Annotated in this window: 17 protein-coding genes; 14 read left to right on the forward strand and 3 right to left on the reverse strand. The window is 59.6% G+C overall.

All coding sequences use genetic code 11. The features are described 5' to 3' along the window. From RID11_RS20750 to RID11_RS20770, 5 genes are all read left to right on the forward strand, one after another. Positions 1 to 1,284 (forward strand): strawberry notch C-terminal domain-containing protein (locus RID11_RS20750; protein ID WP_350142213.1); only part of this gene is annotated, 1,284 nt, incomplete at its 5' end. A 122-nt stretch (positions 1,285 to 1,406) separates the two neighbouring features. Next, entirely contained in the window at positions 1,407 to 1,793 is a 387-nt protein-coding gene (locus tag RID11_RS20755; protein ID WP_350142214.1) for a DUF6878 family protein, read from the forward strand. Between the two features lies 1 nt (position 1,794). Then, positions 1,795 to 2,256 (forward strand): DUF6915 family protein, encoded by a 462-nt coding sequence (locus RID11_RS20760; RefSeq protein WP_350142215.1) that lies wholly within the window; start codon positions 1,795 to 1,797, stop codon positions 2,254 to 2,256. A 99-nt stretch (positions 2,257 to 2,355) separates the two neighbouring features. Then, positions 2,356 to 2,658 (forward strand): hypothetical protein, encoded by a 303-nt coding sequence (locus RID11_RS20765; RefSeq protein ID WP_350142217.1) that lies wholly within the window; start codon positions 2,356 to 2,358, stop codon positions 2,656 to 2,658. Positions 2,659 to 2,782: 124 nt separating this feature from the next. Next, a complete protein-coding gene (locus tag RID11_RS20770; RefSeq protein ID WP_350142219.1) occupies positions 2,783 to 3,511 on the forward strand; it encodes a DUF736 family protein in 729 nt (242 codons plus the stop codon). Between the two features lie 311 nt (positions 3,512 to 3,822). Here RID11_RS20770 and RID11_RS20775 read toward each other — a convergent pair whose 3' ends face one another. Then, entirely contained in the window at positions 3,823 to 5,184 is a 1,362-nt protein-coding gene (locus RID11_RS20775; RefSeq protein ID WP_350142221.1) for an aminotransferase-like domain-containing protein, read from the reverse strand. A gap of 249 nt (positions 5,185 to 5,433) precedes the next feature. Between RID11_RS20775 and RID11_RS20780 the strand changes: the two genes are divergently transcribed. From RID11_RS20780 to RID11_RS20815, 8 genes are all read left to right on the forward strand, one after another. Next, complete coding sequence (locus RID11_RS20780) at positions 5,434 to 5,916, forward strand: MSMEG_0572/Sll0783 family nitrogen starvation response protein (protein WP_019953927.1); 483 nt, start codon at positions 5,434 to 5,436, stop codon at positions 5,914 to 5,916. Positions 5,917 to 5,970: 54 nt separating this feature from the next. Further along, on the forward strand, positions 5,971 to 6,936 hold the full coding sequence (locus tag RID11_RS20785; RefSeq protein ID WP_350142223.1) for a Nit6803 family nitrilase: 966 nt from the start codon (positions 5,971 to 5,973) through the stop codon (positions 6,934 to 6,936). Position 6,937: 1 nt separating this feature from the next. After that, positions 6,938 to 8,062, forward strand: coding sequence for an MSMEG_0568 family radical SAM protein (locus tag RID11_RS20790; RefSeq protein WP_350142225.1), 1,125 nt, complete (start codon positions 6,938 to 6,940; stop codon positions 8,060 to 8,062). After that, entirely contained in the window at positions 8,059 to 8,601 is a 543-nt protein-coding gene (locus tag RID11_RS20795) for an MSMEG_0567/Sll0786 family nitrogen starvation N-acetyltransferase (protein ID WP_350142227.1), read from the forward strand. The genes RID11_RS20790 and RID11_RS20795 overlap by 4 nt, the downstream gene beginning before the upstream one ends. Next, entirely contained in the window at positions 8,598 to 9,572 is a 975-nt protein-coding gene (locus RID11_RS20800; RefSeq protein ID WP_350142228.1) for a sll0787 family AIR synthase-like protein, read from the forward strand. The genes RID11_RS20795 and RID11_RS20800 overlap by 4 nt, the downstream gene beginning before the upstream one ends. Then, positions 9,565 to 9,843 (forward strand): MSMEG_0570 family nitrogen starvation response protein, encoded by a 279-nt coding sequence (locus RID11_RS20805; protein WP_350142229.1) that lies wholly within the window; start codon positions 9,565 to 9,567, stop codon positions 9,841 to 9,843. Before RID11_RS20800 ends, RID11_RS20805 begins: the two co-directional genes overlap by 8 nt. Continuing rightward, positions 9,825 to 11,108 carry an MSMEG_0569 family flavin-dependent oxidoreductase gene (locus RID11_RS20810; RefSeq protein ID WP_350142230.1) on the forward strand — a complete coding sequence of 428 codons (1,284 nt, stop codon included), beginning with the start codon at positions 9,825 to 9,827 and terminating at the stop codon, positions 11,106 to 11,108. Before RID11_RS20805 ends, RID11_RS20810 begins: the two co-directional genes overlap by 19 nt. Before the next feature lie 244 nt (positions 11,109 to 11,352). Next, positions 11,353 to 11,820, forward strand: a complete 468-nt coding sequence (locus tag RID11_RS20815; protein WP_350142231.1) for a nuclear transport factor 2 family protein — start codon at positions 11,353 to 11,355, stop codon at positions 11,818 to 11,820. 262 nt (positions 11,821 to 12,082) lie between these two features. On the opposite strand, the gene RID11_RS20820 is transcribed toward RID11_RS20815, so the two are convergent. Further along, positions 12,083 to 12,415: a type II toxin-antitoxin system RelE/ParE family toxin gene (locus tag RID11_RS20820; RefSeq protein ID WP_350142232.1), complete on the reverse strand. Its 333-nt coding sequence runs from the start codon at positions 12,413 to 12,415 to the stop codon at positions 12,083 to 12,085. Then, positions 12,415 to 12,690, reverse strand: a complete 276-nt coding sequence (locus RID11_RS20825) for a hypothetical protein (protein WP_350142233.1) — start codon at positions 12,688 to 12,690, stop codon at positions 12,415 to 12,417. The genes RID11_RS20820 and RID11_RS20825 overlap by 1 nt, the downstream gene beginning before the upstream one ends. A gap of 629 nt (positions 12,691 to 13,319) precedes the next feature. Here RID11_RS20825 and RID11_RS20830 point away from each other — a divergent pair. Further along, positions 13,320 to 14,176: DUF2493 domain-containing protein (locus tag RID11_RS20830; RefSeq protein WP_350142234.1), on the forward strand; the 857-nt coding region annotated here is incomplete at its 3' end.

The following is a 14,176-nucleotide window of genomic DNA, read 5'->3' on the forward strand; positions in this document are numbered from 1 at the left end:
CAGGTCAGCGCGCCCTTCTTCCGGGTCTGCACCTCGGATGTGCATGGCGAAAAACGTTTCACCTCGACGATAGCCAAGCGCCTCGACCAGCTGGGGGCCTTGACCAAGGGTCAGCGCGAGACCGGCTCGCAAGGCATGTTCCGCGAGGAGGACAATCTCGAAAGCCCGATCGCACGGGCGGCGCTGCGTGGGTATTTCGCCGATCTTGCCGCCGGGCGCGCTGAGGCGATGAGCTACGAGATCTTCACCGACTGGACAGCCCTGCGGCTGATCGACAAGGACGGGGTGCTCCTTGAGGAGCTTCCCCCGATCCAGCGGTTTCTGAACCGAGTGCTGGCGCTGCCCATCCACATGCAGAACGCGCTCTTTGCCGAGTTCATGCGCCGGATCGCCGATCAGACCGAACGGGCGCGCGCGGCGGGCACGCTCGATCTCGGCGTGGAAACCCTGCGTGGCGAAAAGATCGAACAGGTCTCCACCGAGGATCTCTGGACCTGCCCGAAATCTGGCGCCGTGACGCGGATCATCGGGCTGGAGGTGACCGACCCGGTCCACGTCCTTGGGGCCGAAGAGGCCATATCGCGCAACCCCGACAAGCTACCGATGGTTAATCGCGCCTCCGGTCGCGCGGCGCTCATCTCGGCGCGCCCCATGCAGATGTATGACGAGGACATTGTCACGCTGATGCGCAAGGCGGTGCGGCCCAACGGGTCGAGCTATCTGGAGGAGACGCGGTTCGTGTCCTCGGCCTGGGAAGACATTGGAAGGCCCGAGTTTGCAGGGCTTTGGGATACCGAGGCTGCGTCCCTGCCGAAAACCACCACGACCAAGCTCTACCTGCTGACCGGGCTTTTGCTGCCGATCTGGAAGGATATTCCGACCACGAATGAGCGCATCTACCGGGTCACGCCCGACGGGGCGACCGCGATGATCGGGCGGACGCTGAGCGAGGAAGGGGCGGCCGCGCTGCGCGCACGCTTCCTCGTCTCCAATCCGCAAACACCGCGGGAGATGCTGACCGCCGCCCTTGGCACCACCGCGCCTGTCGATCTGGGCCGGGGTCTCACCCTGACCCGTCGCCGTGTCGCAGGCGAGATGCGCCTTGAGCTTGGCGGCGCGGATCGGGGCATGATTGATGGCCTCAAGGCCCTCGGCTGCTTCACCGAGATCATCGCCTTCCAGCTGAGGGTGTTCCTGCCGCATGGGGACGGGATCGACACGGGAAGCATTCTGGCTCGGATCGTGGGGCAGGAAGCCGCCATGACGTCAGAACAAGCCGCCTGAAAAGTCATAGCGGGCTTTGGGCCGGGCGTCGCGGATCGGGATTTGGCCGATCTGCGCTTTCCGGGCGCGCGCTGACCAATGCCAGGCCCGGCCCCCCCAAATTCAGATAAGAGGACAGGCCCATGACCAATCCCCAAATGGACTATGCCGCGCTGGCGGCTCAGTGGCGCGCGGAGCGTGAAACCACCCTGAAGGCGACCCGAACAGAGCTGCTCGCGCAACTACGTGCGCTTGGCATCAGCGAGGTCACTGCTGAATACGAAGGCTATGGCGACTCCGGCAATGTCGAGGATGTGACGGTGCAGCCTGCGGACGCCAAACTGCCGGAGGCGCTTGTCACAGAGGTTGACGATTTCGCCTGGTCGCTCGCCTATCACCATCACCCGGGGTTCGAGAACAATGAAGGCGGCTATGGCACGCTGACCTGGGACTTGCGCAACGACAGCATCACCCTCGATCACGCGGACCGCTATGTCGAGTGCGCGCACAGCTATGACGAGGGGCTTTGAGATGGCCCATCCGCTTCATCATGCTGAAAGCTCAGCCCGGAAATTCGGCGGGGTGCCGTCTGACTATCAGGCTGTGCACGATTGGTTTGACGCCTCGAAAGAGCACCTCGCGCTCTTCACGCACAGAGCTTTGCGCCATCACGCCCTTGGCCTGTTTGAGGCCGAACGTGTCTTCGGCCTGACCCTGACCAACAGCGCTGGTCGAGAAATCCCCGTGCGCTGGATCGGCGAGCAGCATGTCCGCGAAGACTGCCAAGGCCGTATCCCGAGCATGGCTGACTGGCTGCGACGGATCCAGCCAGAGCCATGGATGGCCAATGGCCATATCGAGCAGCATGTCAGCGGGGAGCCCTGCGGCGACCCAAGGGTTGCCTGGGCCTCCGAGGTCGCCGCCGGACGAACGGTTCTTGGCCTGAAGGATTGGATGGCGGCGCGCGCGATGCAAGCGGCGCAAAGCGCCTGACAGCTCTCGGTCGTTTGCCAAACGAATGCTGCATGCAGGCCCGGTTGGAAGATCGGGCTTCTTGCGTCGTTTCACACCACTCTACTTGAGGAGGATCACATGACACTCGATGACATCAAGGCGGCCGTCGATGCCGGCCAGACCGTGTATTGGGCCAATACCGGCTACGTTGTCCACAAGGACCGGCTCGGTCAGTACCTCATCACCTATGTGCCGAACGGCAGCTGCATCGGCCTGACCGACCGGGAAGGGCAACGGTTGAACGGCAAAGAGGCGGCGTTCTTCATCGCGCGATCGGAGGACAGCGCGGAAAATCCGGGCAGCCAATCAAGACCAGACGCGCAGGGGAGGGGCGTAGCACCCGGAGGCGCGGGGGCATTCCCGCTCGGACGGCAGCTCTGACCCGTGGGCGGGGCTGAAAGGAAAGCAGGCTTTCTGATTTGTGATCCCTCCAGGGGTCGAGAAAGCAATCCCGGATGCGCTGGCAAGAACGTCAGGCACCGGCCAATCCAAAAGGAACCATCCCATGTTCGCAGGAACCCTCACCCGCAATGTCGAGACCGCAGCCGCTCAGTACACCGGCATGATCCACTCGACGCGCTTTGACATCGCCATCCAGTTGGAGGCGCGGGCCAAGATGTCCGAACGCAGCCCGGATTTTGACGTGACGGCAGTCAACAAATCAGGCCGCAAGGTGCGCATCGGCACGGCCTGGAACGAGACCGGCAATACCAGCGGCAACCCCTACATCTCGATGCAGATCGATGTCGGCTTGGGTCCGTTCCGGGTCAACGCGGTGCAGACGAAAGAGGCGCGCGCGGCCCAGAGCGGCGAATTCGAGATCATCCCGCTGGTCTCTAACGGCCTGATGAAATCCGGCTCGCTCTCGGGCGAGCTCACCGCCATGGACGCTGACAACGCCTTCACCGGCTACATCGCCAACATGATGTTCGATCTGGAGTTCATGCTGATTGAGAACAGCTACAAATCCGAGGAGACCCACCCCGATTACCGCATCGAGGTCAGCTCGCCCCGGGGCACACCGATCCGCGTCGGCTCGGCCTGGATGGCGAAAAGCAGCCGCACGGGCAATGACTACCTGTCGCTGCTGATCAACACGCCCGATGGCGACCTGCGCGTCAACGCCGTGCAGAACGAAGAACAGCGCGGTGGGCAGACCTTCTCGATCATCCCGTTCATCGACAGCGGTGAGCAGCCGCAGGACGCAGGCGCGGGGCTGTCGCTGGTCGCATGATCAGCGCGCGAGACTAGACGATTTGCACTGAAAGGGGAACCGTGGGATCACGGTTCCCCTTTTTCTACGTTGGTGTGTTCGAAGAAACCGGCGGTCATTGCAGACGTTCGTGTCGCCTGCAGCCAATGCTACGGAAGAGCCCACAGTATCCGATGCTGCAGAGTGCATAGAGGGCAGTAAAGGGCAGAATGCAGACGCCGGTGGCCACGCGGCGGAATTTTGTATCAGCCAGCAGGGCGCATGACCGGGTATCGCATTTCGTTCTTGCGCCGTTTCTCATCAGCAGGTAGCTTTTACCCGAGGCGAAAGCCTTAATCCGCACTCGACATCAAATATGCGAGAAGCCCCAAGGCATCGCGTAACTGGTTTCGCTGAACTTGACCTCCTAGGCAGACCCTGATTGCTTCCTTGGGGCCGCCGGATACGGTGAAGGCGTCTGACGGCATGATACCCACGCCCGTGCCTGCCATGCGCCCAATAATTTCAGCCCGAGTGACGCCCTCGGGAAGGTGTAGCCAGACATTGAAGGCATATGGGGCTGATTCAAAGTGAAACCCGTCCAAGGCTTGGGATGCAATGGCCTGACGCGCCTGTGTTTCCTCTCGGACAAAACGGCGAATGCTGTCTGCAGTGCCGTCAATAATCCAGCGTGTTGCGAGTGCCATCATCAGAGGCGAAGGCATGACCGAGATGACCTTGATCTGATGCGCAAGTTCGCGGGCAGTATGGCTGTTTGGAGCGACTGTGTAAGCAAGGCGCAACCCTGCACCGATACATTTGGCAAGTCCGCCAATGTGCCAGACCAGATCAGGCGCAAAGCTCGCCAGAGGTGCCGGGGGATGCGGGGGGATGAAGCCGTAGGCGTCATCTTCGATTAGGGGTAAGCCGTGTGCTATGATAATGTCAGCGATGGACTGTCGACGTGACAAGGAGATCGTCCGCGTCGTTGGGTTGTTAAGCGTCGGATTGAGATACAGCGCCTTGGGTTGATATTCAACAATGGCTGCGTCAAGTGCAGCGGAATCGATGCCTTCTGCATCTCCGGGAAGCCCCACAAGACGCAGGTTCAGTCGGGCGCAGATGCTGCGTATCCCGGGATAAGTCACATCCTCGGACAGGACGACGTCCCCTGGCTTGGTCAGGCTCATAAGAATCGCGAGGATCGTCGGATGTGCGCCAGGTGTCACCGCGAGCCGGTCGAGAGACGGAACCAGACCGCGCAGTGACAACCAAGTCGATGCTGCTTCTTTGTCGATTTGGCTGCCCGTAGAGGATTGGTACCGGAGCAAATCGAGCAAGTTGGCCGTAACGGTCTGCACGCCCGCCTCCATCCGTGCGAGCAAGGTTGGGTCCTCCGGTTCCGGAGGCAAGTTCATGGTAAGATCAACGTCGGCGTGCCGGCGTTGCTCGCGTTGCGGATCCGGGGGGTTGGAGCCGATCACGAAGGTGCCGCGCCCGACGTGGCTGTTCACCAATCCGCGTTGCCGCGCCTCGACGTAGCCACGCGAGACCGTGGTAAAATCGATACCTAGCCGGTCAGCCAGCTTGCGTTGAGGCGGCAAGCGCACGCCGTCCCGCAGGGTTCCGTTTGCGATTGCCTCTGCGATCGCGTCGGCAAGCTGTAAATAGCGTGCGGGCCCATCGTCTCTTAGAATCGGTGTCCAGTCTTTCATACTAAACGGCTATCCTGCTGCCATCATGGGTTGAAGCATTTTGTATGGATCTGACAAGAAGAGAACAACAATTCCTTCATACATAGCATCAAGATTGGGCGCGTTTCACAGAAATGACGCAGGCAGCGTGAGTTTAAAGCAAATATTGTATGCAAAATTGATTTATAAATTGATTGGATTTTGATCTGCGCGACAAGGTGGAGGTGCACCGCGGCCAGATTCGGCCGACCAACTCAAGGGGAGGCTGATATGCCTGCAGTCACGCAAGAAAAACACAAGGATGGCGATTTTTTCGTCGATTATGAGGACAAGGTATTCGAAGATGTAAAGGCAGAGCCGGGCCAAAAGGCTCTGGTGACCTTTCACACCGTAGCCTTCGAAGGTTCGATCGGTCTGGTCAATATGCTCAACGCCATCCGCCTCGCCCGTAAAGGATTCGAGACTTCGATTCTGCTATATGGTCCCGGCGTCACGCTTGGCATCCAGCGCGGTTTTCCAACATTGGGCGATGCGGCGTTTCCGGGTCACCAGAACTTTGCGGATAACCTGAAAAAGTTCATGGCCGAGGGTAGTAAGATTTATGCCTGCCGCTTTGCCTTGCAGGCTCTATACGGTCACGGTGAAGCTTCGCTGCTGCCCGGCATCATCCCGATCGCGCCGCAGGATGTCTTGGATCTCAAGCTGCTGCACGTGCGCGACAATGCTGTCATCGTCGACACCTGGACGCTTTAGTAATCTTACTGCCGGGGCGTCTGACGTCCCGGCTTATCCTTTCGGAGAGACCCCATGTCACGGATCGTCAAGGCGGCAGCCGTCCAGATCGCACCGGATCTCGCGAGCCGCGAAAAAACGCTGGCCCGCGTGCTTGACGCCATAGACGAAGCTGCCGGCAACGGCGCTGACCTGATCGTCTTTCCTGAAACCCTTGTGCCATTTTATCCCTATTTTTCGTTTGTTCTTCCACCTTGCCAGCAAGGCAAGGCGCACCTTCATTTGTACGAACAGGCGGTAACGGTCCCGTCCGACGACACGCGGCGCGTGGCCGAACGGTGTGCCCACCACGGTGTGGTTGTCGTTCTCGGCGTGAACGAGCGCGACCACGGCTCCTTGTACAATGCCCAGTTGATTTTCGACGCCAATGGCACCCTCTTGCTCAAACGTCGCAAGATTACTCCGACATACCACGAACGGATGGTCTGGGGTCAAGGCGACGGTGCCGGTCTGCAGGTTGTTGACACCCGCGTCGGACGGGTCGGCGCTTTAGCTTGCTGGGAGCATTACAATCCACTTGCCCGCTACGCTCTGATGGCACAGCACGAGGAAATTCACGTTGCACAATTTCCGGGGTCGCTTGTCGGGCCTGTTTTCGGGGAACAGATCGAAGTCACGATGCGTCACCATGCCCTTGAATCCGGCTGTTTTGTCGTGAATGCAACAGGCTGGCTGACCGATGAACAGATCGAGAGCATCACGCCCGACTCTGCCTTGCAAAAGGCTCTGCGCGACGGGTACATGACCTGCATTGTCACGCCCGAAGGACGACACGTTGTGCCACCTTTGACCAGCGGCGAAGGTATCCTCTACGGCGACCTCGACATGGCGCTGGTGACCAAGCGCAAACGAATGATGGATTCTGTGGGCCACTATGCCCGCCCCGAGCTTCTTTCCCTGCATCACAATACCGATCTGACCCCCACACGGCGCGTAACCGCTACCGGCCCTCAGTTTCAGCCGATCCCATTGGAGGACTGATATGCAAGTGACTACCGGCGATCTGATCAATGACCTGCAAACCCGCGGCATGCGCCTTATCGATCCAAGAGCCGGGGCCGACAGCAGGCGTGGCGGAGCTGGGCCAACCGACCATAAAGCCATCACGATCAGTGGCATGACCGTCATGATCCCCGTCTATACGGCCACTGCTTTTGAATCGCCCTACGTGGTCGAAGCCCCCGATGCGGCGGGCAATGCACGTGTGCTGAAGGACGGTGTGTTCTTTGCAGATGTGCAATTTCCGCCACGGGCGAAGTTCCTCGATCTGTCGACCGCCGATGGCGTTCCCTACAGACATATCGCGCAGCTCCACGCCAAGGATGTTTTGGCGACGACTGTACTGCAGACCTGTATCCGCTACGAGAGCCGCAAGAAAACCTGCAAGTTCTGCGCAATCGGTCAAAGCCTTGCCGCGGGTCGCACGATTGCCCACAAGACGCCTGCTCAACTCGCCGAGGTCGCCCGCGCGGCGGTCATTCTGGACGGGGTCAAACATATGGTCATGACAACCGGTACGCCCGCAGGCAAAGATCGCGGGGCCAAGGTCCTGACCGAAAGCGCCGAGGCAATTCGTGCCGCTGTTGATCTGCCGTTGCAGGCGCAATGCGAACCACCCGAGGATGACGCCTGGCACCGACGGATGAAAGACGCGGGTATCGACAGCCTTGGTATGCATCTTGAAGTCGTGACTCCCGAGTTGCGCCAGCAAATCATGCCTGGCAAGGCGCAGGTATCGTTGGAGAAATATTTCGACAGTTTCGCCGCTGCGGTCGAGATCTTTGGCTGGGGTCAGGTTTCAACTTATATTCTCGCGGGTTTGGGCGACACCGAAGAGGCAATCCTGGCGATGTGCGCGCGTCTGACCGCGATTGGCGTCTATCCTTTCGTCGTGCCTTTCGTGCCCGTTACGGGCACTCCGTTAGAAAGTCATCCGGCGCCAACGTCGGCATTCATGCACAACGTGCTTGGTCCCTTGTCGCAGATGATCGTCGATCATGGGATGCGGGCAGAAGACATCAAGGCAGGCTGTGGCCGCTGCGGTGCTTGTTCGGCCCTCTCGGCCTTTGAAAAGTTCAAGCGCCCGTCGATGAAAGCCTTGTCATGATCATTGAACGACCCGCCGCTTTTGTGACTCCGGAATTCCTGATCCGCCTTGCGACGGAAAGTTGGGAAATCGGTGGTGCAGCCTCGCTGCGGCACCGGACATTCGTGACCGAGCAGGGCATTTTCGAAGATCACGACCGCGACGCCACAGACCGCCACGCGCTGCCATTGGTGGCCCTGTCCACGATGGCTTCGGAAGCGGATGAGGTCGTTGGCACCGTGCGCATTCACGAGGAAATCCCCGGTCTTTGGTGGGGCGGACGTCTGGCTGTGGCCCCTGCGTATCGCCGTGTGGGGCGTCTTGGGGCCGAATTGATCCGTCTTGCGGTCGGCACGGCACATGCGCGCGGTTGCCATACGTTCTTGGCCAATGTGCAAATGCGAAACGTGCCGATGTTTGAAAGCTTGCACTGGGAGGCAGTGGGCGAAACGGACCTCCACGGCCACCCACACATGAAAATGCAAGCCAATCTTGCGGCCTATCCACCCGTGAAAGATCCAGCCCGTGGCTGGATGGCGCTGAGACGGCCCGCCGCATGATCGACGTCGCCGCCCTTTCCGCACATCTGGCAGCGCATCCGCATGTGACTGGAAAGCGTGACATCGACATTGCCTGCGCAGCCCTCGAGTTGACGCAGAACAGTCCCGGGCGCCCCGGCGACGACGCCGCCGCGATCCCCGATGGCGAGGGCTGGCAACTGATGGCGACCGAAGGATTCATGAACGATTTTGTAGCCTCCGCACCTTGGTTCGCGGGTTGGTGCGCGGTGATGGTCAATATGAGCGATATCCTCGCCATGGGCGGCAGACCTATCGCCTTGACCAACGCGCTCTGGGCACCGGATGCTGCCACCGCTCAGGAGATCTTGCGCGGTATGAAAGAGGCATCTGAGGCCTATGGCATCCCGATCGTTGGGGGGCATACGAACCTGCGCACGGCCCAACCGCAACTTGCAGCAGCGATTTGGGGGCGCGCCAAAGCGTTGATTACCAGCTTCGATGCACAACCTGGCGACTTGCTGATCGCCTGTGCGGACATGCGCGGGGCTTATGCAGGCGATAGCAGCAACTTTCCCGCGTTCCTGAACGCCCCTCACGCGCGCCTTCGCGCTGATACGGAAATTCTACCCCGGCTGGCCGAAGACAGCCTTGTAACGGCGGGCAAGGATATAAGTCAGGGCGGTATCGCCGGAACAGCGCTGATGCTGGCGGAATGTTCCGGCGTCAGCATCACGATCGACCCCGACTGCATCTCGCCGCCGGATGGAGACCTCGCCCGTTGGATGACGGCTTTTCCCAGCTATGGCTTTTTGTTGACAGCGAAACCTGCAAAGGCCGAAATCGTGCTGTCGCGCTTTCACAGGCGCGAAATCGCCGCGGCCGTCATCGGCAAGGTTGAAGCCGGGAGCACCCTTAGCCTCACTGACGGCAAGGCGCAGCATGTAGTCTGGGATCATGACGCTGCCCCCTACCTCAGTCTTGCTCCAATCAAGGTCCCTTCCCATGCCTGAGACAAGATTTCTCATCCGCTGGCCCGATGGGGTAGAAGAAGAATGCTATTCCCCCTCTACCGTGATCCACGAATACCTGACGGCCGGTCAGATATATCGTGTGGATGACTTTGACACGCGCAGTAACACTGCACTCGATCAGGCCGCCCGACGTGTCGAGGCAAAGTATGGGTTCCGCTGTAGCTCTGCCGATGCCCAGGCAGCAAAGCTTGCAAGCGCCATCGCCCGCTACAAACCCGAGGAGACTGTTACATGTCTGTCAATTCGCTAACAGGCGCTGCGCGCACCCATGTCACGACCGTCATCGTCGGTGCCGGCCAAGCAGGCATGTCCGCATCCTTCTATCTATGTGAGGCCGGTGTGGATCACGTCGTGCTGGAGCGTTACAAACGGTTTCATGCATGGAAAGAAGATCGATGGGACAGCTTCTGTCTCGTCACGCCAAACTGGCAGTGCAAATTGCCAGATTTTCCGTATCGTGGTGATGATCCGACTGGGTTCATGGTCAAAGACGAGATTATCGCATACGTCGAGGGCTTCTGTGACAGTTTCGACGCCCCTCTGCGTGAGGGTGTGACGGTGACCCGTGTCGAAAAAGTGAATGGCATATTCGAGGTCGACACCGATCAGGGGCTTTGGTCCGCTGACAACGTAATTGTCGCCTCGGGAGGCTATGACCGCCCCATCACTCCGCCCTTTGCCAGCAAGTTGGCACCGGGTATTACGCAGATACACTCCAAATCTTATCGTCGCCCGTCGGACATCCCAAACGGCACGTGCCTTGTCGTTGGCACAGGCCAATCCGGTGTGCAACTGATGGAAGACCTGAGCATCGCTAGACGTGATGTGCGGCTGGCTGTCGGTCCCGCACCACGCAGCCCGCGCTGGTATCGTGGGAAGGATGCAACGGACTGGCTGCATCAAATGGGTTACTACGATATCACCATCGCGCAGCAACCTGATCCAAAATCTACCGAGGCAAAAACCAACCACTATATGTCTGGCCGCGATGGCGGCCACGAGATCGACCTTCGCCGTTTTGCGATGCAGGGGCTGCAAATGTACGGCTCGGTCTCGGATATGGATGGGACCACTATTCGGTTTTTGCCAGACCTTGAACAGAACCTCGATGATGCTGACAAAAGCTATGTTGGTATCCGCACACTGATTGACGACTACATTGCGCGTGAAGGGATAGATGCACCGCTCGAGCCACCATTCGAAAAAGTCTGGCGTCCCGATGCCGAGATCACAGAAATAGATGCTGCCGTTGAAGGGATCACCTCCGTTCTGTGGTGCATCGGCTTTCGCCCGAATTATGACTGGCTTCAGGTAGATTGTCTGGACGCGCGGGGTCGTCCTGTGCATACGCGCGGAGTCTGTGATGAGGATGGCATGTTCTTTCTGGGGCTCGGCTGGCTCCATACTTGGGGTTCGGGGCGTTTTCTCAGCGTGGCAGAGGATGCCGCCCATGTCGCCATGACGATTGCGAGCCAAAACAAATCAGCAACCAAACGAGTCAAGTCTGCTGTATGACAACACGCTCAGATAGTTCGAAAGTCGTGTTTGATTTTAAAGGTTACAGATGGCCACCATCGGGGGCATCAAGGTCAAATGCTCTGATCTTGGCCATAGATGAAGCGCGTTCCTTGATCGTTTGACAGGCCGATGCGACCCATGTGCCGGATTTTCAAGAACTCCTCGTTTCCCCGACACTGTTGCGTCGCGACCGCAGCTTGAACATCACCTTTGACACCTTGCCCAGAAAGGAAATATTCCCATGGAAACCCGGCCCCCATTACCACCGTTTACCCGCGACACTGCAATTCAAAAGGTGCGCCTTGCTGAAGATGGCTGGAATACCCGTGACGCAGCCAAAGTCGCCACAGCCTACACGATCGACACCAAATGGCGCAATCGCGCGACTTTCGTGAACAACCGTGAAGAAGCTGAGGCGTTTCTGAAGGCAAAATGGATCCGCGAACTCGACTACCGGCTTATCAAGGAGCTTTGGGCTTTCACCGAGAACCGCATCGCTGTTCGCTACGCCTATGAATGGCACGACGACAGCGGCAATTGGTTCCGGTCCTATGGCAATGAAAATTGGGAATTCGCCGAAAACGGGCTGATGGCAAACCGCTTCGCAAGCATCAACGATTTGCCTATCACCGAGGCTGACCGCAAGTTTCTCTGGCCCCAGGGGCGCAGGCCGGACGACCATCCGGGACTATCTGACTTGGGTTTGTGACCCTATGACCCCGAGGCAGCCAAGCGATAGATCGGTGATCGTCGAATAAGGGATGCGCAAAACACCAGTGCGGCCCTCGACTGGTGGTGGATTGACGGGTTCGAGCGCGGCATCGACGTCTATCGACGGAAGCACGGTTTCGGGCGGTAGCAGAAATGCAAAGCCATCCGTCTAACGGCGACTTTGTCCGCATCTTTCCTGTTCAGGTCGAGCGCAGCGAAGGTCAGGTCTTGGATTTTTTTCGTAATAGCTGGCTTTGAAATTAGTCTGCGAACACCTGTCTTACCGACGCGAGCCTCATCCAGTCCCGACCGCCGAATGCGACGAGAGCGAGATAAACAATTCCGGTATCTAAATCCGGTTTGAATACGATGGTCAGTCTGTGACCTGCGCCGCCGTGGCGCACGAGCCATCCGTCAAGTTTGCCGCCGAGGCGAGCACCGGATTTTGGGTTTTCGGCAATCTTCTGGATAAGGGTATCGATTTCATCGAGCCTGCGGCTTGCTGCAGCAACGTCACCGTCAGTCACGTCGACAATATGATCAACGATACCGATAAGGTCCCGTTCAAAGAACGGATGCCTGATAAAACGCATCAGGTCTTCTGAGCCATCGCCGCAAGATGGGCCCGCGCGCCTGCGGTGACGTCTGAGGCTTCGCCGACGGGTTCCCACTGGTCGAGTGGAAGAGACAGGCGGCGTTCCAATTCTGCCTCAAACAAAGACCGTTCACGATCCCGCTCTACCTTGGCCTTCGCCAATTCACCCGAAACCGCCGCACTCATATTGGGGTACTCGCCAGCTTCGACCAGTTCCCTTGCGAAGGTGTAGGCGGCGTCGGTGAAACTGACAGATTGCTTTTGAACGGTCATGACAGACTCCTTGGTGCTCCAACAGACTACCAAGTATTGCAATATCTGGCAAGCCGTGCGGGCCGACAAGGTGTAGTGCGTCGATAGCCTTGCGGCCTCCCCTGCTCGGCTTCGCGTGTCGCAGGGGAGAACGGCCCTTCGGTCCGTCGCGCATTCGGCCATGCGGCCTCACCGCGGCGTCGCACCTGGCATCCCGGTTTGCCCGCCTCGCGAGCACGTCCCTCCCCGGCCGCTCCGCCGGATTGCGCTCTGGTCTGTTTTGGCCCGAGGCCAAAACGATCCCGCCGCTTCATCCGTCTCCCGCGTCCGGTCGGGCCGTTTGCCTGCTCGGGTCGGGCAAACCTACCATCAAAACACACACACATGAGTGTGGAAGCATATCCTCCGGATGGCCCCCAAATCTGCCCGCGTCAAGGATCGCAAAACTTTTCGGCGAGGGCGGAGCCTGTGGCGCGGGGCGGTCCTGTGCGTGAGGGCGCGCAAGCGTCGGGTGTCGCGCTCGGAAAACTTTTGCGCCCGGCAAGCCGGCGGCTGCGCCGTCCCTGACCCGGGCAGATTCGGAAACCAGGCATTCGGCCATGCCCCCACACTCACGTGGTGGCCTTGGAACCGAACACTGGAGACCAGACATGGCTTACGACACCGCAAACACCTACGAGACCATCGAGCTTTTTGGACTGACCGAGAAGGACACGCAGCTGCCGATCCCGGAAGATCACATCCTGACCGACCACATCATCCGCGAGAGCTTCGAGGCTTTGCTCGGGCAGCTGCGCGGGACCGGGCTTGAAGCCGAAATCGAACCGCTGGCCCATGGGATCGCGACGATCCTCCAGCGCCGCAAGGTGGCGCTCGGCAAGGAGGTCGACCGCACCGCCGACAAGATCGGCGCGCTGGCAAAATCCCACGATGGATCGGAGATCGCCGAGACCGCGCTCGAAGAGGCGCAGGCGCGCTTTCTGCAGCTGCGCGAGATTGTCGGCGCCATCGAGGTGATGAGCGAGGCTGCGGCGGAATGCTACGAGATCGAGACGGGCCACGCCTTCATCCCGGCAGCCGGGTCGCGCGCGAGCGTCCGGGCGCAGGAGACCGGGGCGGTTTTCGAAGCGCGGCAGCTCCTGGAGCAGCATGACTTTGAGACCGCCGAGAAATCGAAAGTCGAGGGGGTGCCCCTGATCGTCTCTGGCGCCACCGACTGGACCGATGTCGATGTGATCTTCAACACGCTCGACAAGGTTCGCGAACGGATCAAGCAGAACCGCAATCAGGAGATCTTCCTCTGCCACAAAGGTGGCAAGCACGGGGCGGAGATGATCGCGGCTCGGTGGGCCCGGGCACGCGGGGTCGCGCAGGCGCGCTTCGATCCGCGCTGGTCCGCGCACGGGCGGGCGGCACCGTTCAAGTGCAACGACGAAATGCTGGACGACAAGTTCGCGGCGACGGGGGTTGTACTCTTCGGCGGCAACGGGGTCGCGCTGAACCTCGG

The sequence above is a fragment of the Roseovarius sp. genome, assembly GCF_040219995.1.
Lineage (GTDB): Bacteria > Pseudomonadota > Alphaproteobacteria > Rhodobacterales > Rhodobacteraceae > Roseovarius.

Coding starts and splice junctions, on each gene's coding strand:
- RID11_RS20765 (WP_350142217.1), top strand. CDS start 2,356: ATGACACTCGATGACATCAAGGCGGCCGTCGATGCCGGCCAGACCGTG.
- RID11_RS20825 (WP_350142233.1), bottom strand. CDS start 12,690: ATGACCGTTCAAAAGCAATCTGTCAGTTTCACCGACGCCGCCTACACC.
- RID11_RS20810 (WP_350142230.1), top strand. CDS start 9,825: ATGTCTGTCAATTCGCTAACAGGCGCTGCGCGCACCCATGTCACGACC.
- RID11_RS20780 (WP_019953927.1), top strand. CDS start 5,434: ATGCCTGCAGTCACGCAAGAAAAACACAAGGATGGCGATTTTTTCGTC.
- RID11_RS20755 (WP_350142214.1), top strand. CDS start 1,407: ATGACCAATCCCCAAATGGACTATGCCGCGCTGGCGGCTCAGTGGCGC.
- RID11_RS20770 (WP_350142219.1), top strand. CDS start 2,783: ATGTTCGCAGGAACCCTCACCCGCAATGTCGAGACCGCAGCCGCTCAG.
- RID11_RS20800 (WP_350142228.1), top strand. CDS start 8,598: ATGATCGACGTCGCCGCCCTTTCCGCACATCTGGCAGCGCATCCGCAT.
- RID11_RS20795 (WP_350142227.1), top strand. CDS start 8,059: ATGATCATTGAACGACCCGCCGCTTTTGTGACTCCGGAATTCCTGATC.
- RID11_RS20790 (WP_350142225.1), top strand. CDS start 6,938: ATGCAAGTGACTACCGGCGATCTGATCAATGACCTGCAAACCCGCGGC.
- RID11_RS20775 (WP_350142221.1), bottom strand. CDS start 5,184: ATGAAAGACTGGACACCGATTCTAAGAGACGATGGGCCCGCACGCTAT.
- RID11_RS20820 (WP_350142232.1), bottom strand. CDS start 12,415: ATGCGTTTTATCAGGCATCCGTTCTTTGAACGGGACCTTATCGGTATC.
- RID11_RS20805 (WP_350142229.1), top strand. CDS start 9,565: ATGCCTGAGACAAGATTTCTCATCCGCTGGCCCGATGGGGTAGAAGAA.
- RID11_RS20760 (WP_350142215.1), top strand. CDS start 1,795: ATGGCCCATCCGCTTCATCATGCTGAAAGCTCAGCCCGGAAATTCGGC.
- RID11_RS20785 (WP_350142223.1), top strand. CDS start 5,971: ATGTCACGGATCGTCAAGGCGGCAGCCGTCCAGATCGCACCGGATCTC.
- RID11_RS20815 (WP_350142231.1), top strand. CDS start 11,353: ATGGAAACCCGGCCCCCATTACCACCGTTTACCCGCGACACTGCAATT.